The organism is Robinsoniella peoriensis (assembly GCF_000797495.1).
GTDB lineage: Bacteria > Bacillota > Clostridia > Lachnospirales > Lachnospiraceae > Robinsoniella > Robinsoniella peoriensis.
Window position 1 is genome coordinate 378,846 of the sequence record NZ_JTGN01000006.1, and the last position, 17,840, is coordinate 396,685.

Genomic DNA, 17,840 nt, shown 5'->3' on the forward strand with positions numbered 1-17,840 from the left:
CCGATCTATTCCTCCGATTTGATCTGCTGTCTCTTTACCAATTCGGAGAAAAATCCTCCCTTTGCATTTAATTCCTCATAGGTTCCATCCTCAATAATCCGGCCTTTATCCAATACAATGATCCGGTCACAGGCCTTAATGGTAGACAGCCTGTGTGCAATAACGATCCTGGTACTTTTTAATTCTGCCAGCGCATCGGATACCTGTCTCTGGGTAATATTGTCAAGGGCAGACGTTGCCTCGTCCAGCATCAGAATCTTTGGTTTCGGTGCAATGGCTCTGGCAATCATTAACCGCTGGCGCTGTCCCCCCGAAATCCCTCCTGCTCCTTCTCCAATCATTGTGAACATCCCCATGGGCATTTCACGGATATCCTGTGCTATTCCGGCCTTTTCCGCAGCGTCCCATGCATCCTGCAAAGCCAGCCACGGGGCTGAAATAGTAATATTGGAAAAAATATCTCCGCTAAAAAGTTTTCCGTTCTGCATGACCACACCGATCTGCCGCCTGAGAGATTTCAAATCCACCTTCTGGATATCCCTGCCATCATAATAAACCGCTCCGGTATCCGGTTTCTCAAATCCCAGCATCAGGCGCATCAGAGTAGACTTCCCACAGCCTGTGGTCCCTACAATTGCCACATACTGGCCCCGGTTTATTTTCAGACTCAGATCATCAATAATTAACGGTGTGTCTTCCTGGTAGCGGAAAGAAACCTGGTTTAATTCAATAGTTCCTGAGACCGATTTTACGATCTCTTTGTTTTCGCTGATTTCCGGCGGGGTTTTGAGAATTGGCTGTGCCAGTTCCAGGATAGGCTTAATCATGGCTACAACAGATACTGTATCAACAAGGGATAAAATTGCAGCACTTACCATTCCATAAGCTACATTAAATGCTACATATTCGGCTACTGAAACAGTAGTTACTACTGACACCCAATAAATAATCATCGTTCCAAACAGCGCCAGTGCCGGTGATATCGCTTTTTGTATTTTTACAATTATAGACGGATTATACTCAGCTTCTGCTTTATTCTGATATACACTTGCCCATTTTGCAAATGCCCTTTTTTCACTTCCAGACATCTTTATTTTCTGGATACCTGAGTAAAGAGCGAATACCACTCCTTCTACTTTTGAAGATGCCTGTATTTTTTTTCTCATGATCTTTACTTGTCCCCACGCTCCCAAAAATGCAATTAATAACTGCATCAATATTACTAAAAATGCTGTCATTGCTAATTGAGGTGAGATCTGTATGATTTGGATAACATACGCTAGTGAAAATATTGCCATTAACCCCATTCCCAGCACGCCATTTGCTATAATCGTACAGATATTTTCCAAAGCTCTTACACGGTTTGCCAGATCACCAGAATTATAGTTTTTAAAAAACTGAACCGGCAAATTAATTACCCTTCCCATTACCGCACTCTCCAAAATGACACTCATCTTTGTTTCCATTTTTGTCTGAACAAGAGTTTTAGTAATATTCATTAAGAATGTAGAAATAGCCGCACCAAATAATAAAAATGCTATAGACAGAACCATTGATATCTGCCCGGAAGGAATAATATAGCTAAAGATCAACGTATTTGCAGCTGGCGTAATCAACCCCAGAAGTGTAACGGATAGTGCCGCTGCCAGTAAAAGTATTTTCTCGTCAAGTCCAATATTCTGATACAAAAAGAGGATGAGATCTTTCCCGCTAAGTTCTTTTTGGGGTAAGGGTTTATAAAAACAAACCGCATCTTTTTTCAAAATTTCATTGGTTTTACTGTCTACTTTTATCTCTTCTCCGCTCTTATAATCCAAAAATTTATATCCGCTAAATGCCTTTGGTATAAGCGCTACAGCCCTGCCATCCTGTGTTTCACCCAGAATCGCTCCCATACTGTTTTTCCACCATTTGCCTCTCAGACACATATGCCGCCACATAATACCTGCTGGTTCAAACAAAAATCTTATCTGCTCATTCATACCCTCCATCTTTTCGGGGACATCTGTTTTTTCAACACCATAGTATTTACAGATCTTACTAACCGCATCTTTTGACTGATCTTCTTTTTCCAGTTGCCCATAATCTGTCTTTTCTTTCTTTCCTACGATATTGGCAAGATTTACATAGGATTTTTTCATTTCGCCGGCATCAAATTGCAGCCGTTCCTTTATCTGGCTGTCAAACCAACCCATAACATGCCTCCTATTCTGTCGTGATCAACCGCGTATAATATCCATTTAATTGCAATAATTGTTCATGTGTACCTCGTTCCATTACTCTTCCATGATCCAACACTATAATTTCATCACAGTCACGGATAGTTGATAAACGATGTGCCACAATAATGCAGGTTATTCCACGGTCTTGAATTGCTTTAACGACCTCATATTCTGTTTTGGCATCCAATGCAGAGGTTGCTTCGTCCAGTATTGCAATTGTTGGATCCTGAGCAAGTACCCTGGCAATTTCGAATCTTTGACGCTGTCCTCCACTGAAATTTGCTCCTCCTTCTGATACCATGTGGCTATAGCCGCCTTTTCTTGTCATAATATCTGAGTGAATCTGTGCATCCCTTGCCGCAATAATCATTTCAAAATCTTCAATCGACTTATCCCACATCTTTATATTATCTGCAATACTATCTTCAAACATAGTAATATCCTGGTCCACCACAGCAAGAGAAGAATTGAATATTTCTTTAGGAATTTCGCCAAGCGGCCTCCCCTGAAACGTAATTTCTCCTGACCATGGCTCATATAGTCCACAGGCTAGCTTAGCAATGGTCGATTTGCCACACCCTGATGAACCCACCAATGCAACCTTTGACCCTCTTTTTAACGTCAGGTTAAAATCTTTCAAGAGAGGTTCTTCTAATTTTGAATAACCAAATGTTATATTGCAAAATTCCATGCTGCCATCTAATTTTTCAAATATCTCCTGGGTATCTTGAATAGTTAATAGAATCCCATCTTTCTTATATTTCATAACATCATCCACACGTTCCATGGAAGTTCTCATTTCCTGCAATTTTTGTCCTGTTTCCAGCAAATCATTTACCGGAGTCAGGAACTGTGTCATATAAGATTGAAATGCCAGCAACATACCTACCGTAAAATTACCCTTTATAATCATCCAGACCCCTAATGCAAGAATTATTATACTGGACAGTTGTTGAATCATTGCAGGTATTCCTCCAAGAAACTGGTTTGTAAGGGCAAAATCAACTTTTGCTTTGTTTACAGAAGCTTGAAATCCAGACCATCTTTCAAAAAAACCATTTTCTGCACCTGCAGCTTTAATGGTTTCTATCATTTCAATTCCTGAGACGGTAGAAGCATCCATTTTCCCCTGATCCCTCATCTGCGTTCTGGTTATATGTATTCTCTTTTTTGATATTATTGTTGCTAATAAAAGATTTATGGCGATTGTTGCAAATCCTACCAATGACAAAACAACGTTATAACGAAGCATAATAATCATATAAAATACTAATAAGCCCATGTTAATCAAAACAGGAGCTATTCTTGCCACCAAAGTTTCGGCAATCTCATCATTTAATAGCTGCCTGCTTGCAATATCCCCTGCCATACGCTGGGCAAAAAAATTCATAGGCAGATGAAGCGTATGCCACATAAATGAGGTGTTAGAGACAATGGACATTTTACCTTTAATTTTATAGATATATACTTCATTGATTATACCCGCAATTAATAAATATACGATAGCTGCAGCCATAAATGCAAGAAAATTAGACAGCCACCCCAAACTCTGTCCCGTTAAAATATAATCGGTAAATACTCTTGAAAATACCGGAGTCAAAAGACTGATAAATGCTGTCAAAATGGTTGTTAACATAACAAAAACAATGGATAACGAACTTCCGTGCAATCTTTTTGCAGCAAATTTTAATACACTGTCTTTCTTGCCATCCTGTACAAAAGTATCACTTGGCTCAAATTCCAGGCAGATCCCAGTAAAAGACTTATCAAATTCCTCCAAAGATATTTCTACCTGTCCACGTGCAGGATCATTAAGAATTGCCTTGTTTCCTTTAAACCCATTCAGTACAACAAAGTGATTAAAATTCCAATGAATAATTGCAGGATAACTTACTTTGTTTTGAACAGCATCCATCCCGTACCTATGGGCTTTTACCTGTAGTCCATATGCCTTTGCAGCCTTTACCATATTAGATGCTTTACTTCCGTCCCTGGATACTCCACAATCCACACGAACCTGTTCAAGCGGTACCCATTTTCTGTGATAGGCCATAATCATATCCAGACAGGCGGCCCCACATTCCAACGCTTCCATCTGCATAATAACAGGCACTTTTACACATCTTTTTCTATTGTCAGACAAAGGTACACCTCCTAATTTAGTAAGAATACAATAGGTTTCACTTCCGCCGTAACTATCGTTACATTTGCCAATACTTCCGGTTTTACCTCTTCCTGCAATTCCACATCTACCTGATAGGCATAATTGCCTGTAACTACATTTTCAGTCATCCAGTCACTTCTCAAAGAATCAGATATTTCCTCTGCGGAGTATGGATTGCTGCTAACCCCTTTTACTTGCCCTTCCACACTGGAACCATCGGGCATCACAATATTTGCTTTACATCCTTCTAAATCCATACTAAATTCAGATACATCAACGTAACATTGGACCACATTATTAGATACGGTAATACCTTTTGCGCTAAGTGTCTGAGGTAAAGTTCCAATAATACTCCATACCACGAATGCCGCTGCTAAAATCACAAGAGCTGCAAAAATAATCCAAATACGAGGATTTGACACTCGGATATATTCATCTAACTGCTCCGGTGATTCAACTGTATCCAGGCTCTTCTGTCTAAAAATACTCTTTTGATTCATAATTTTCTCCATTCCGTGCTGCTATAACGCAGCACAAATTGCCTTACACTCATCCTTTTCAAAATTCCCAAGGTGTCCTTTTTTCTTCCTGCTCGACTCTTCCCCCTGCAACCTGATCAAGTTCATTCATATCTGAAATTTCCTGATTCATTTTTTCTTGCAGTCTTTTCCATAACTCATTTTTGAAATCTTCCGTCATGCGGGCAGGATCTTGCTGTCTTAATAATTGTTCAATTATTTTCTCAAAATCCTCCATAACGTTTCCTCTGCACATTTTCTATTTTTTTGATAATTCATGAATCATGTTTTCTATACACAAATTGGCAACCCCTTCAGGGCTGCTTAATATTTCCGGCTGCACGCAATCACGGCATGCTGAATAGGTCTTACGGTTTCCTTTTAGATGCTGTATCATAAATCTTTTTCTTAAATTGCCTTCCCATATACTTTTTATGGAGTCTTCATAAATCGACCCATAAATTACTGGATTCGGCGTAGTACAGCATGGGACAACTCTTCCATCCGGCTGTACATACACAGCGTTAAATAAGAGTGCACATGGATGCTTCTCCTGTCTTTTAAGCAATTCCCCTGTATACTGATCCCTTTCCTGAACCAGTATTTTTGTATAATCAATATTTTTGAATAGAGGGATCGCATGATCAACAAAAATAGAATCTGCAATATCTCCAAACAAATCCGCAAATTGTTGATATTCCTGTCTATTTTTCAATGCTATATCCACGGTTTTAACATGTAAATGACAATTAGTTTTGTGGTTAGCAAAAAATGTCAGTCGTTTAACTAAGGTATCTATATTTAAAGAAACCCCACAGGTTTCAAAATAACTTTTTGTTGATACCCCTTGAATCGAAACACTCAGAAAGTCTAGTCCTGCATCAATTAATGCAAGTGACCGCTCTTCTGTCAGAAGTGCCGCATTTGTCACTACTTCTGCATATCCAGCAACATGATTCTGTTTGATATAACTTATCATTTCTTCAAGTCTGGGATTTAACAGTGGTTCTCCCACTCCGCAGAAAACAATAGCCTTCATTTTTTTTCCAAACTCCTGAATCTGCCCGACACATTTTAGGAAAGTATCCCAGCTCATCATCTGGTCGATTGGAAAGCTCTCCAAACGCTTTACTTTTTCGTCTGCCGACTGTATACAATACCGGCATTTAAAGTTGCATCTTCCGGTAGCCCAAAGGGTAACCACATCCGGCATATCCTTTAACGCTATCTGTGTTTCCCCTGCCTGTCGGTTATATTTCGGAGCAATTACAGACTTCATTGGATACCTCCTTTGCATGAACTGTTTGCATAGTTTTTAGTTTTCTAACAGTATCCTGAAGTACTATATAAGCACTGCTTTTATTATCGCTGAATGTTAAGCTCCGACAATACTCTGCCACATCCTGCGCACATTTCTTCCAGTTTATAATACTTTGAATCTTACCCAGGATTTCCACAGGGTAAAAAATCTCTATCCCCGCCAATGCCTCATCTGAATCATTTCTACAAACCATACGTCTGGCATATTCCTGCATTCCCTGACAGAATACTTTATCACTTGTCGAAAAATGTTCTAATATTTGCGCTAAATATACAGCCTCATTCCATTTTTCCAGATGTACCGCTATACAAAGCTCGATGTAGAAGAAACCTGCTATATCCTGGGCAGGCTTTAATAAAAGCGGCTGACGAAGAGTAAAACTTAGTGTGTTTTCCATCGAAAAATTTTCTTTAAACCTAAAATAACGATATACCCTTTCCAGATCTGAATTTGTTGCATTCTCTAACCGACACAGAGTTTCTCCTGCCGCTTTTTGAGAACTTTTTTCTTTTAACCGTGTCAAACCATAATTATAAATCTCACTAAACCCAGGAACTATCAACTGATAAGTTGGAAAACCCATATAACCACAATCACGTATAAAAATTTCGTATCCCCTTTTTTCAAAAAAATCTGTGCAGTATTTTAAAAGGTTTGAATTATTCAATCCAGTACGATCCTCAAAAGGATTAAACGGAATATCAGAGTCATCTTTGAAAAAACAATAATGATATTTTCCTGATGCATTTTTTAAAACATTATGCATATTATCAAAAGATTGGATTTCTTTTTCTCTATAGCAACAATCAGATGCATTCGTTGCCTCTGCAATACTTCTCCCCTGAAACATTTCGGTCAAAGTTCTTTCCAGTGCAATTTCAAAAACAGGATGTGCCCCAAATTTCACTATATACTTATGACTCTCTCTACTGATAAGTGCAGCAGCAATAACAGGAAAACCTGTTCCAAGAGAACAATCCTTTATAATCAACTTACATTTTGTATCCTTCTGAATATTCTGGATTACAGAATACACAGGGAACTTCATTAAATAATCCTCTGGTACCACAGGAGGAGTGATTTGTTTGGTCAATACCTGCATATTATGATTTCTCTCTATGATTTCAGATAAGCCCTGTACAATAGCTTCGCATCGTACATTGCCGGCACAGGTACCATTTGTAGCATATATATCCCGAAGTATGGGAACGGGAATGTATACTATCTCCTCAGTCTGTAGATTTTGAAAAGGAAGAGTTGAAAAATCCATCTCATGTTGTAACGTATCTCCATAGCGGCACTGTTGATATACCTCTTTTCCATCATGCAGCCCGGATTTTTTTTGCAGCCTGTCAGTCATAGGCCGCAAAGGCTTTTCATATGACTTCATAAATTCTTCTATCACAAATTCTTTTTCATCCGGTGCATATTGGAAACCATTATACGCCCTCAGTTCATTATCAAATGCGCCAACATAAAAATAATTAGACTGAATCCGCTCCATTAGTTCAGCATATCCACTTGCCAATGCAAATTCCCTTGTTACACCCTTTCCATTTTGTCCGATATGAGAACCAGCAATCTCAATTCTCACAGAATAACAGCCTTTAATACCTGAATCAGTCCACTGTTCCACAGTAAATATTCCTGCTTTGAATAATATATTACGTATTTTGTTAACCGTACTTAACGGATGATCTTCTTTGAATTTACTGTCAATCAACATTGATACTCCACCTTTCTCAGCCTATCTGAAAACAATTATTTAATTTCTCCAGAAGCTGTTTCTGATCGGGAATATGTTCTGCAAGTGCACTTTTTATCTTTCTTATGACCTTAGAGATCTCTGGATACTGACAACATCCTTGCTCTGCCATGCCGCAGTGCTCACAGTCAAAACAATTCATTGTAGGATAAAAGCGGCTAATCGTTTCTTTTGGATGATACAGCAGATCTATAACTTTTACTGACATATTTTCATCAAACAATTCTTTTACTAATGCTGAACATACCTCTGCACTGGTTCCAAGGGCACGATAATACATAAAATGATAGCAACAGCGGTAAAATATTTTTTCCGATTCTTTTCCATTCTGCTCAAAGTAGGATACCACCCTGCTAAACTCTGATACCGCTTCCTGATATTTCTCAAGCTGATATAAACACAATGCCTTCAATAGAATAGTGGCACAATCCTTCCCAGGAAACCGATTCGTGAAGGGACGTCCTGACATCCAGGCTATCTGATTTTCCAGCATAGAATTTTCTTTAAAGCTTATGTAACGTACTACCCTCTCCAATTCTTCTTCATTCAAGCTGTGTAAATGACTAAGTGAATCTACAAGCTTTGCGTAAGTCTGCTGTTCCCTGATACGTAGCCAGTCAATAGGATACATTTCACTCATTCCCGGTATAACGGTAAAATAACTATGAAAACCTAAATAAGAAGAATCATGTATTAAAACCTGATAACCTTCTGCTTCTATAAGATTTAGCATATTTTTTAGCATTTCAGCATTGCTTTTCCCCCTGTTCTGATCAAAAGAAGAAAATTCATAATCAGGAGTTCCTGATAAAAATTCTTTAGGAAATACTCCATTACCTATTTTCATCATATTTAATATATTATCCCTGTGTGCAACCTGCTTTTCATTTCCTATTGTATTTGCCGCAGTAAATTGTTCTAACCGTTTACCCTGGAATGCTTCCGTAAGTGTACGTTCCAATGCTACTGAGAATGATGGATGTGAAGCAAATTTTACTCCAAATGTGCCCGTCTGCTGATTAATGATTACAATTGCAACAACCGGAAATCCTTTACCAAGAGAACAATCCTTTACAACAACCCGGTATTTGGAATCTTGCTCAATCTTTTCAATCAGTGCATTGAGGGAAGGGATAACCTTTAGGTATTCCCGCGGAACCGATGGTGGACAGATATGCTCAATAGAAATTTTTCGATTTACATATCGTTCAAAAATTTCTGCGATTCCCTGCACCAGTGCCTCTTCCATAGTATTTCCGGCAGACATTCCATTACTTCCATGAACAGCAAATAGCATATCCAAAGGTAAATATTCTAGCTTTTGTTTTTTAAGGTTCACAAAAGGAATACAAAAACTCTCTGTATCAGTTCCGTTTTTAATATTTGCAAAACGCCTCAATACATTCTTCTTTTCTTGCATATTGGTACAATTGAGATGCTCAAATAAATTCTCCATAAATATATTTTTCTCATCTATTATCTTTTCAAAAGATAATAATATCTGATCTGGAAATTGTATAAACCCTTTAAATGCTTTATCCTCAGAATCCAATTCCCCTATATACAGAATATTGTTCTGTATGCGTTCCATTAATTCTGCATATCCACTGGTCAATGCAAAAATACGATCTGTGCCCTTTCCATTTGTTCCTAGCTGTGTGGGATAAATGGATACCCGGTTAGAATAACAGCCCTCGTATTCATTCTCAATCCATTCATGTATCGTTAAAAGTCCGATTTTATGAAGAATAGACTGGATATGATACAATGTTTCATCCGGTGCGCTGTCTTTAAATTTTTTATATTGAAATGTCTCCATACTTCATTATTCCTTTCTTTTTCCTGATATCAATACATTTGCCCCACCCGTCCATTCCCAAATCTCATTTTCCATAGGATGTGTTTTATAATAATTGTGCTTTTGTTCTAAGAGGGTAAGATACTCTCTTGCATCTTCTTCTGAAAAAAACTCCCGGGCCTCCTTTAATTCTAGATATGTGTCCAGTTTCTGACGCTCTGATTCGAAAGTCTGATCCAAATATGCTACTCGTTCTTCATAAGAAATCAGGGCATTACTAAGCGAAAACAGCTTACCAATAGGATACGCACAAATCTCTTTTAATCCGCTTATAGCAAATAAGTGCGGGATCTCTGCACTTGCAGTAGAATTCATATAATTTTTAATAGGATTTACCGCTTCATACATTCTCCACATCTTATCACTAAGCCGTGCCAGCGGCACAACCCAGAGACATTCCCGGTTATAATAACCGTTATGAAAAATTGATGGAACGAAGGACATTGCAGTTATGGAAGAAATTGTTCCTCCCTTTTTACAAACCCGCATCATCTCCTTCAAAGACTTAGAGGTATCTGACACACTGGTAAGAAAAGTGTGGCTTGTTACAGCATCAAAAGACTCATCTTCAAATGGCAGATGCAATGCATCACCTTGAATGAAGGCGATATCTAATAACTTTTCTTTGGCCTCATTTTGGGCATATTCAATAAAACTTTGTTCAAATTCCAATCCGACAACATGGGCAGTCTTATTTCCCTCTGCAATAAAACGGCTGAAATATCCCGTTCCACAGCCCACATCCAACACCTTTGCCTCATTATGAATACCGCAGTAATTCAATATCACTGGGCGCAGTTCTTCAGATATCAGATGTTTTCTGGTAAGCTCCAAGTAAGTTGGATTTTGAAAATATTTAGACCATGATAACATTACAATCATTTCCTCTCTTGTTTCCAGTGCCCTATAAAGACTAAAGCTGTATCAAAAATTTGATACAGTTTTATCTATACAACGCTCTAGTTTGAAAAACATACACACAAAATTTAGAAATCATTATGGACTGCAAATACTACACTGACTTTGCAGCCCATTCAGATATCAAAAGTTACTTTATACCGCTGATGCAGCAGCTGCTCCTGTTGCAATACCAAAGCTGCCTAACGCCATCCATTCGTCATTTGACAATCCGCCTGCAACTCCTGCCAGGTCATCTTCTGACAGTTCCCCGTTCTGGGATATTTGTATTTTCTTCATTAATTCCTTAAATTCTTCTTTTGAAAAACCTTCCACTTTATTAGCTGCCAAAGAATATGCCTCATCTTCTGATCTGCAATCCTTCATTTGATTTGCAAATGCCTCATCAGCTTCTAATAATTTCAGCAATTGTAATAATTCGTCTTTCATTCTTTTCAATCTCCTCCATATTACATAGAAGCTGCAGAAGCTGCCACTGCTGCACCTGCAATTGTTCCGGCACCTCCGATAACACTACCGGCAATCGTTAATCCCAACTCCAAATCAGATCCACCAGCAACTCCTTCCAGATCTGCTTCAGAAAGTTCACCACTTTCTTTTTTGGCAAGCTTATCAATTTCTGTCATCGCCTGCTTAAATTCCTCAAAACTATATCCGTCCACAATCTCCTGTGCTGTCTGGTATGCTTCTTCCGGAGTTTTACAAGCAGAAAATTTTTCTGAAATATTCTCGTCTGCTTTTAATACTTCAAAAAGTTTTTTTAAATTTTCGTTCATTTTAATTATCCTCTTTGATCTTTCTATTAAATGGCTGCACTTGCCGCTGTAGCCGTAACTCCAACTGCAATACCTACGGATCCGGCAATAATTTTTTCATTTTCACTCATTCCACCGGCTACTCCCATTAAGTCATTTTCTGTTAATTCGCAGCTTTGCTGTAACTCCTGCATAGCGGATTTAAATTCATCTATCGTAATTCCGCTGTCACTGCCGCCAACTAACTCAAAAGCTTTTTCAGGATCTCTGCATTCAGATAATGCTTTGGAAAGTTCCTGATCATTTTCTACTTTTTTTAGTACTTCGATTATTTTATTATCCATCTAAATTCCTCCATATGTAGTATGCTTTTGGCCGATACATTTGACTGTCAGACACCTCCTGCTGCAGCTCCAATAACACCGCCTGTAATTGTAGCTACGCCTGCTGCAGAAGTGCCGCCGATAATCAGCCAGTCTCCCGTAGACAATCCACCTGCAACTCCATCCAAATCAGCTTCTGTAAGCTCGCCTTCTGTTGACTTTACCTGCTGGTCAATCTTCTTCATGATTTCTCTGAACTCATCCAGTGTATAGCCCTGTGCTACTGTTAATGCAAGTTCATATCCTTCTTCTGCTGTTTTGCACTGTTTAAACTTTTCTACTAATTCATTGTCTTTTGCTATCTGTTCAAATAGAGGTTTTAAATTTTCATTCATTGCGTACTCTCCTTTATAAATATTGCTTATTCACTGTTACGATTGTAAATAGTTACATTGCTGCAGCCGCTGCCGGAGCACCAATACCTACCCCTATAGCAACCCAAGTTGTTGTGTCAAGACCTCCGGCAACACCATCCAGATCATTATCTGACAATTCACTATCCTGTTGTGCTGCTTTTTGAACCATTTCCATGGCTTTTTGGAATTCTTCCAGCGTGTATCCCCCTTCTGCTTCAATTGCTGTCTGGTATGCCTCTTCAGCAGATTTACAGCCAACCAATTTTTCTCTTAGCGACTGGTCCTCAGAAACCTTTCCAAAAAATTTTTTTAACTGCTCATTCATTTTATTACCTCCTCTAATTTTATATAAAAATTCGCTTATGCAAATTTTTTTCGAAACAATTATTTCCAGTCTAGAATACATTTGCTGCACAAAAATGAAATTCTTTCTGAATTTGTCATCTGCTTACATTGATCTGTTACTGACCATTTTTCTAAATAATCGGAAGCTTCTATCGCAATTTTTTCAACTTGTGCCGCCACATTTTGAGGCAGATCCTGCACGTAGACACAAAGTCTTCCTTCTTTACCTGACCTTCCTCCAATTCCTAAAAATTGTTGAAACCATTTCGCTTTGTATATGCCAAAAGCTTCTAAGATTCCTATAAAATCTGCTATTAATTCGTCATGCAGATTATTTCTGGCTGATCCCCAATATCGCTTCGTATAATAATGCGTACATTCATGTCCGCATCGTATTAACCGAGAATACCTTTTCCATTCCACATCCGATAAATTCATTTCATCCGCACTAATTCCACTATAGGGTTTCTGAGACAAAATAATAAAACGCTTTGTTTTTCCAAATGCAAACATGGCTCCAATTTTATCTAAATTTCTAACTTCTCTTCCCTGATATACAACAAAGCGAACTAAATTTTCAAAATCATGGATATTTGGAGCCATAATAATTGGTATCAACCCTGCAGGTGAAGGATATATTTCCAGTGAGATCTGATCGGGTGCTAAAAATTTAATATGCGGGCCATCCTGAATGAGGTAATTATTTATTGCACTGGCAACTCCCTTTTTCTCAGCCTCTGTAAACACTTGATCCCATTTCCAAAGAAGTAATGCATCATCACAATCATCACGGCTCAAATTAGAAAAGTGAAATACATTTTTACAATATTCCTGAAGACAACTCTGTTCCTCAGCTGTCAATCTGTTTTGAAATAATCTATCCATGCGTTATGTCCTTCCTTTAGTATGTAACCTATGCAATTTGGTAAATTCTTCTTATGCTTTTTTATACGTAACAGTTTCAAGAATCCCTACATTAATTTTCAAATATTTAATTTTTTCTGTATTTTTTTTAGAGTTCTACTGGCAGTAACGCTAACACACTTTTCCGTAATATTTAATTGCATTGCAATTTCACGATAAGATAAATTCATATAATAATGCAATACAATAATCAGTCGTTCCCTCTCAGACAACTCAAAAAGTATTCTTTGTATGTCAACTTGCTCATCAACCTGATTATATCTATCCTTATCTTCCTGCATTTCCCGATCAATCAAATCATCCATCGATATAATCCCTTTCCTCTTCTTCCGCAAATGATCCACCCATACATTTTTTGCAATCGTTAAAAGCCAGGTTACAACTTTGGCCTTTTCTTCATCATAGAGGTTTCCTTTTTCCAACACTTTCATAAAGGTGATACTGGTCAGGTCTTCTGTAACTTCTCTCTGAAAAGTGTGATAGTAAAAATAATTATATATATAGTCATAATAATGTTCATACACCATTTTAAAAGCCTTTTCCTTACGCAAGTCTATCATTTTTACACCTCTCTTTTGCTTTTTTAAATGTTTTTCTTTAAGGTCAGAATGTTTTTTCTCCCCACGTACCGATAGGATAAATGATCCATTATTTTCTTCACCATGAGTATCCCAAGTCCACCTATCTGTCTTCGCTCAGCGCTCAGAGTGATGTCCGGGTCCTCCTTTTGCAAAGGATTGTAAGGCGTTCCAAAATCAATAAAGTGGATCACCATTTGCTTCGGATCATCTGTAATCTGACAGCGGATTGTTGCAATACCCGCCCTGGAGGGATATGCATAATTTGCAATATTAACGTAGATTTCTTCCACTGCAACTTTAATCTGCATTTTCACTTTTGCCGGGCAGTCTGTTTTGTTTAATTCATCTTCAATAAATTCCAGTACCTGATCCAGCCGGTCCGTTTTTGCCGGTACGGTCAATTCTTTCATCTCACACCTCCAGCTTTCTTTCATCTCTTTCATGGATCTTTAATGCAAGCATTGTAATATCATCAAATTGGGGAGCGCCTTTTACAAACAGATCTATATTGTTTTTGATATTTTTTAATATTTCTTCCAAAGGAAGAGCTGCATTTTTATCCAGGATTTCCTGCAGCCGCGCTTCTCCATATAGTTCATTATAAATGTCCGTAGCTTCCGTAACGCCGTCTGTGTACAGATACAGCAGATCTCCCTGATTCAGCTGAATCTGGTTCTGCCGATAACGGATTCCCTCCATACCTGCCAGTACGAATCCCGGTCTGCTTTTCAGGTAGGCAAAGCTTTCCCCTTTCCGCTTCAGAAGAGGCGGGTTATGCCCTGCGTTAACATAAGTAAACAAGCCGCTGTCTAATTCCAGAATACCCATCCATGCAGTAACAAACATCCCCGCCTGATTATTTTCACACAACTGTTTATTCACGTTGGTAAAAACCTCACAGGGTTCTTCCCCATTTTGGGTATGGTTTTTAATCAAAGTCTTTGCAATAACCATAAACAGCGCAGCCGGAACGCCTTTACCTGATACGTCTGCCATTACTACCGCCAGATGCTGTTCATCCGTCAGAAAGAAATCATAGAAGTCACCCCCAACTTCTTTAGCCGGCTGCATCGTTGCATATACATTAAATTCTTTATGCTCCGGGAATGCTGGAAAAATGCAGGGAAGCATGCTTGCCTGAATCTGGGTTGCCACATTTAACTCCGCTCCGATTCGTTCCTTTTCTGCCGTCACCGCTGTCAGGTTCCTGATGTACTCTTTTAATTTTAAAGTCATTTCCTGAAACGCATTGGAAAGCTCTTCTGTTTCATCTCCGGTATGGATTTCCAGATTGTATTCCAGATTACCATCTCCCACTCCCTGTACTGCCTGGGTAACTCTCACGATGGGATCCGTTATTTTTTTAGCAACAGAAGTACTCAAAAAGAAGATCGCCAGTAATACAATCAGGATTAAGATGATTAAGATAATCAGTACCATCCCGATATTCTGGTTAATCTTGCTGATTGCACCATTCGTCAGCTTCATAATTCCGTCCTGGCTCTCAATCGCCGGAGCAATAACTTCCTCCTGTTCAATAACAGTTGCAAAGCTCCAGCCCAAAGTTGTCAGCGGTTCATATGCCAGGTATACCTTTTTGCCATCTATGGTTACTTCTGCAATCCCGTTTTCCCCAGCCACCATCTTCCTGACCGCGTCAGCCAGTTCTGTATTATCACTCTGGCGAAGATCTGTTACGTGATCCGGGTCAGCCCCTACTTCACCACTTTCTTTTGAGGATATATTGACCTTTCCGCCGCTGTCGATGAGAAATGCATAGCCGGATTTGCCCACCTCCGTATTCATAACCACATCATTGATATCTGTCAAATAGGAGCCTACCCCGGCAACTCCCATGAATTCCTCTCCTTTATAAAAAGGCTTTGCACAGATAATTGCGGAGCCTCCTCCATGGATGTCCTTAATGATATCGGTGAAAATAAGCTTCTGTTCATCCACTGCCTTTTGATACCAGGGACGCAAAAATGCTTCATATGGATTCGGCACATCTGAACCTTCATCAAACTTTGCCGAAGAAATATAATCCGCCATTATTACAATTCCGGATTTCGTAGCGACATAAGTGGATGCCACTACCTCGTCATGGCCATTGATCTGCACCAAAATATCCTTGATATTAGCTATTTTATGTATTTCAGACTGTATATCCGGATCGTTCTTATCCTTAACGGTGGAAGAAAACATCAGTTGGGCCGTCAGGTTTGTATTTCCTTTTACAGGCTCCTGTACAGACCGGTTCGGATATTCATCCGGATTATCGTAAATAGATGTCATAGTATCCGCTATGGTTTCTACGTATGTCTTCGTAAAATTAAATTTTGTTTCGATATATTTGGCTTTTTCCCGGGCAACGTCTGCAATTTTTTGTTTTGCCTGACTGATCAATGCCGCCTTGGCATCATCCCCCGCCTGATGTCCCAGTTCTTTGCTTGTCTGTACCGTGTGGGATTTCATAGAAAGCATTCCATAAACCGTTACCCCACTGATGATAACAATTGCTGCCATTGCTACTAAAATCGTTGCCGCAGTAACCTTTTTCCTGATATTATGCTTCATCATTCCTGCCTCCCATACCGCCCTTTTGCCTTTCCTCATAAAACACTTCCACATATTGGCTCAGATCACGGAATTCTTCCGTTAATACATAATCTTCAAAATTAATCGAAACCTCCAGGGGATTATGCATAACCATAAATTCATTTTCACTGCAGAGAGGCTTAAATCCGGCAAAAAAGAAGCCTTTCTCTTTCAACAGGAAATATGCGTCAACCGCCCCCGGATCGTTTACATTCAGAAATGCATTTATCGTAAAATTCACAAGGCCTCCATACTCTTCTAATATCGTGTCCACATAATCCTTCAGTCCTCCTCCGGTTCTATAGATCGTGATTGCCGCACTGCTCTGCACCCGATCAATGGTCTTCATTACCTGGCAGGCAGCGTGTGGGTTCGACTCACTTCTATTCCCACAGATGCCAGTGCAGTCTCCTGCATTCCACGCCCTATCCTCCGGTACATCCGCCAAACGAAAGGTTACACCCAGCTTTTTATACAGCCATCCGGTAAATCCCTTTTGTTCCGATGGTATATACAGTGTTCCCGCATTGGTTTTATCCTTTGCCAGAATCTGAATCCCCTGTGAGTGCTTGATATTCCTTCGCTTTCCATAGGACTGTTGTATCTTCTCCATATCAAAAACTGAAAAAATAAAGCCGCAGCCGATCAGCCCCCTCATCCGCAATAACCGCTGGGATATCGCGTGAAAAGTAACGGGAAGGGAATAGACCGCTGAACAGGGCATCTCCCGAAGTAAAGTCATGCCATAATCAAACATATGCTCCGCCAGCCCATATCCCCGGTACTTCTTTTTGAATATCTGCGTTGCAATTTCGATCATGCACTCATAGGGAAAAAACTTTTTCAAAATCATTACGCCCGCTACATCATCCATATCCGTCACCGCCACGAGAAACGTAATGATTCCTTCCCTGTGTTCTTCCCGAATGAACTCCGGATTATAAAAATCCCTTTTAAAATAAGTTTCCCCATACTCATCCCGGATACACTCAATAACGCCCTCAGCATCCCTGTCCGCTAACGTCCGAAAAGAAATTTCCAAACGCTCACCTGTTTCTCTATGATGTACCTGCATCTTTTATCTGCTCCTTTTCCATGTGTACTTAAGGCTTTCACGATAACGTCTAAGGTC

Annotated in this window: 18 protein-coding genes; all 18 read right to left on the bottom strand. The window is 39.2% G+C overall.

Annotated elements, in window-relative coordinates:
- Positions 1 to 5: 5 nt before the first annotated feature.
- The 18 genes from QR40_RS14430 to QR40_RS14515 all read right to left on the bottom strand — a co-directional run bounded on the left by QR40_RS14430 (position 6) and on the right by QR40_RS14515 (position 17,783).
- Positions 6 to 2,195 (bottom strand): NHLP bacteriocin export ABC transporter permease/ATPase subunit, encoded by a 2,190-nt coding sequence (locus QR40_RS14430; protein WP_044295685.1) that lies wholly within the window; start codon positions 2,193 to 2,195, stop codon positions 6 to 8.
- Positions 2,196 to 2,205: 10 nt separating this feature from the next.
- Positions 2,206 to 4,365: an NHLP family bacteriocin export ABC transporter peptidase/permease/ATPase subunit gene (locus tag QR40_RS14435; RefSeq protein ID WP_276325438.1), complete on the bottom strand. Its 2,160-nt coding sequence runs from the start codon at positions 4,363 to 4,365 to the stop codon at positions 2,206 to 2,208.
- Between the two features lie 11 nt (positions 4,366 to 4,376).
- Positions 4,377 to 4,886, bottom strand: coding sequence for a hypothetical protein (locus tag QR40_RS14440; RefSeq protein WP_044295687.1), 510 nt, complete (start codon positions 4,884 to 4,886; stop codon positions 4,377 to 4,379).
- Positions 4,887 to 4,944: 58 nt separating this feature from the next.
- Positions 4,945 to 5,142 (bottom strand): hypothetical protein, encoded by a 198-nt coding sequence (locus tag QR40_RS14445; protein WP_044295690.1) that lies wholly within the window; start codon positions 5,140 to 5,142, stop codon positions 4,945 to 4,947.
- A 21-nt stretch (positions 5,143 to 5,163) separates the two neighbouring features.
- Positions 5,164 to 6,183, bottom strand: coding sequence for a radical SAM/SPASM domain-containing protein (locus QR40_RS14450; RefSeq protein ID WP_044295692.1), 1,020 nt, complete (start codon positions 6,181 to 6,183; stop codon positions 5,164 to 5,166).
- The gene (locus QR40_RS14455) at positions 6,155 to 7,951 is read right to left on the bottom strand and encodes a YcaO-like family protein (RefSeq protein ID WP_044295694.1); all 1,797 of its coding nucleotides are present in this window, start codon (positions 7,949 to 7,951) and stop codon (positions 6,155 to 6,157) included. Before QR40_RS14455 ends, QR40_RS14450 begins: the two co-directional genes overlap by 29 nt.
- A gap of 16 nt (positions 7,952 to 7,967) precedes the next feature.
- Positions 7,968 to 9,809 (bottom strand): YcaO-like family protein, encoded by a 1,842-nt coding sequence (locus QR40_RS14460; protein WP_044295696.1) that lies wholly within the window; start codon positions 9,807 to 9,809, stop codon positions 7,968 to 7,970.
- A gap of 6 nt (positions 9,810 to 9,815) precedes the next feature.
- A complete protein-coding gene (locus tag QR40_RS29895; RefSeq protein ID WP_052430862.1) occupies positions 9,816 to 10,730 on the bottom strand; it encodes a class I SAM-dependent methyltransferase in 915 nt (304 codons plus the stop codon).
- Between the two features lie 171 nt (positions 10,731 to 10,901).
- Positions 10,902 to 11,195 (bottom strand): hypothetical protein, encoded by a 294-nt coding sequence (locus tag QR40_RS14470; RefSeq protein WP_044295698.1) that lies wholly within the window; start codon positions 11,193 to 11,195, stop codon positions 10,902 to 10,904.
- Between the two features lie 20 nt (positions 11,196 to 11,215).
- A complete protein-coding gene (locus QR40_RS14475) occupies positions 11,216 to 11,542 on the bottom strand; it encodes a Nif11-like leader peptide family natural product precursor (RefSeq protein WP_044295699.1) in 327 nt (108 codons plus the stop codon).
- A 26-nt stretch (positions 11,543 to 11,568) separates the two neighbouring features.
- Complete coding sequence (locus QR40_RS14480) at positions 11,569 to 11,865, bottom strand: hypothetical protein (protein ID WP_044295701.1); 297 nt, start codon at positions 11,863 to 11,865, stop codon at positions 11,569 to 11,571.
- A 47-nt stretch (positions 11,866 to 11,912) separates the two neighbouring features.
- The gene (locus QR40_RS14485) at positions 11,913 to 12,239 is read right to left on the bottom strand and encodes a hypothetical protein (protein WP_044295702.1); all 327 of its coding nucleotides are present in this window, start codon (positions 12,237 to 12,239) and stop codon (positions 11,913 to 11,915) included.
- 52 nt (positions 12,240 to 12,291) lie between these two features.
- The gene (locus QR40_RS14490; RefSeq protein WP_044295704.1) at positions 12,292 to 12,585 is read right to left on the bottom strand and encodes a Nif11-like leader peptide family RiPP precursor; all 294 of its coding nucleotides are present in this window, start codon (positions 12,583 to 12,585) and stop codon (positions 12,292 to 12,294) included.
- 59 nt (positions 12,586 to 12,644) lie between these two features.
- A complete protein-coding gene (locus tag QR40_RS29900) occupies positions 12,645 to 13,490 on the bottom strand; it encodes a DUF7005 family protein (RefSeq protein ID WP_052430863.1) in 846 nt (281 codons plus the stop codon).
- Positions 13,491 to 13,588: 98 nt separating this feature from the next.
- Complete coding sequence (locus QR40_RS14500) at positions 13,589 to 14,089, bottom strand: RNA polymerase sigma factor (RefSeq protein WP_044295706.1); 501 nt, start codon at positions 14,087 to 14,089, stop codon at positions 13,589 to 13,591.
- A gap of 23 nt (positions 14,090 to 14,112) precedes the next feature.
- On the bottom strand, positions 14,113 to 14,520 hold the full coding sequence (locus QR40_RS14505; RefSeq protein WP_044295708.1) for an ATP-binding protein: 408 nt from the start codon (positions 14,518 to 14,520) through the stop codon (positions 14,113 to 14,115).
- 1 nt (position 14,521) lies between these two features.
- Complete coding sequence (locus tag QR40_RS32300) at positions 14,522 to 16,690, bottom strand: SpoIIE family protein phosphatase (RefSeq protein ID WP_242858536.1); 2,169 nt, start codon at positions 16,688 to 16,690, stop codon at positions 14,522 to 14,524.
- Positions 16,677 to 17,783, bottom strand: coding sequence for a hypothetical protein (locus QR40_RS14515; protein ID WP_044295710.1), 1,107 nt, complete (start codon positions 17,781 to 17,783; stop codon positions 16,677 to 16,679). Before QR40_RS14515 ends, QR40_RS32300 begins: the two co-directional genes overlap by 14 nt.
- Positions 17,784 to 17,840 lie beyond the last annotated feature (57 nt).

What these genes read in the sequence shown, in the direction of transcription:
- QR40_RS14440 (WP_044295687.1), bottom strand. Translation starts at nt 4,886, where the DNA reads ATGAATCAAAAGAGTATTTTTAGACAGAAGAGCCTGGATACAGTTGAA.
- QR40_RS14455 (WP_044295694.1), bottom strand. Translation starts at nt 7,951, where the DNA reads ATGTTGATTGACAGTAAATTCAAAGAAGATCATCCGTTAAGTACGGTT.
- QR40_RS29895 (WP_052430862.1), bottom strand. Translation starts at nt 10,730, where the DNA reads ATGATTGTAATGTTATCATGGTCTAAATATTTTCAAAATCCAACTTAC.
- QR40_RS14430 (WP_044295685.1), bottom strand. Translation starts at nt 2,195, where the DNA reads ATGGGTTGGTTTGACAGCCAGATAAAGGAACGGCTGCAATTTGATGCC.
- QR40_RS14485 (WP_044295702.1), bottom strand. Translation starts at nt 12,239, where the DNA reads ATGAATGAAAATTTAAAACCTCTATTTGAACAGATAGCAAAAGACAAT.
- QR40_RS32300 (WP_242858536.1), bottom strand. Translation starts at nt 16,690, where the DNA reads ATGATGAAGCATAATATCAGGAAAAAGGTTACTGCGGCAACGATTTTA.
- QR40_RS14505 (WP_044295708.1), bottom strand. Translation starts at nt 14,520, where the DNA reads ATGAAAGAATTGACCGTACCGGCAAAAACGGACCGGCTGGATCAGGTA.
- QR40_RS14480 (WP_044295701.1), bottom strand. Translation starts at nt 11,865, where the DNA reads ATGGATAATAAAATAATCGAAGTACTAAAAAAAGTAGAAAATGATCAG.
- QR40_RS14460 (WP_044295696.1), bottom strand. Translation starts at nt 9,809, where the DNA reads ATGGAGACATTTCAATATAAAAAATTTAAAGACAGCGCACCGGATGAA.
- QR40_RS14450 (WP_044295692.1), bottom strand. Translation starts at nt 6,183, where the DNA reads ATGAAGTCTGTAATTGCTCCGAAATATAACCGACAGGCAGGGGAAACA.
- QR40_RS14470 (WP_044295698.1), bottom strand. Translation starts at nt 11,195, where the DNA reads ATGAAAGACGAATTATTACAATTGCTGAAATTATTAGAAGCTGATGAG.
- QR40_RS14490 (WP_044295704.1), bottom strand. Translation starts at nt 12,585, where the DNA reads ATGAATGAGCAGTTAAAAAAATTTTTTGGAAAGGTTTCTGAGGACCAG.
- QR40_RS14515 (WP_044295710.1), bottom strand. Translation starts at nt 17,783, where the DNA reads ATGCAGGTACATCATAGAGAAACAGGTGAGCGTTTGGAAATTTCTTTT.
- QR40_RS14500 (WP_044295706.1), bottom strand. Translation starts at nt 14,089, where the DNA reads ATGATAGACTTGCGTAAGGAAAAGGCTTTTAAAATGGTGTATGAACAT.
- QR40_RS14445 (WP_044295690.1), bottom strand. Translation starts at nt 5,142, where the DNA reads ATGGAGGATTTTGAGAAAATAATTGAACAATTATTAAGACAGCAAGAT.
- QR40_RS14475 (WP_044295699.1), bottom strand. Translation starts at nt 11,542, where the DNA reads ATGAACGAAAATTTAAAAAAACTTTTTGAAGTATTAAAAGCAGACGAG.
- QR40_RS29900 (WP_052430863.1), bottom strand. Translation starts at nt 13,490, where the DNA reads ATGGATAGATTATTTCAAAACAGATTGACAGCTGAGGAACAGAGTTGT.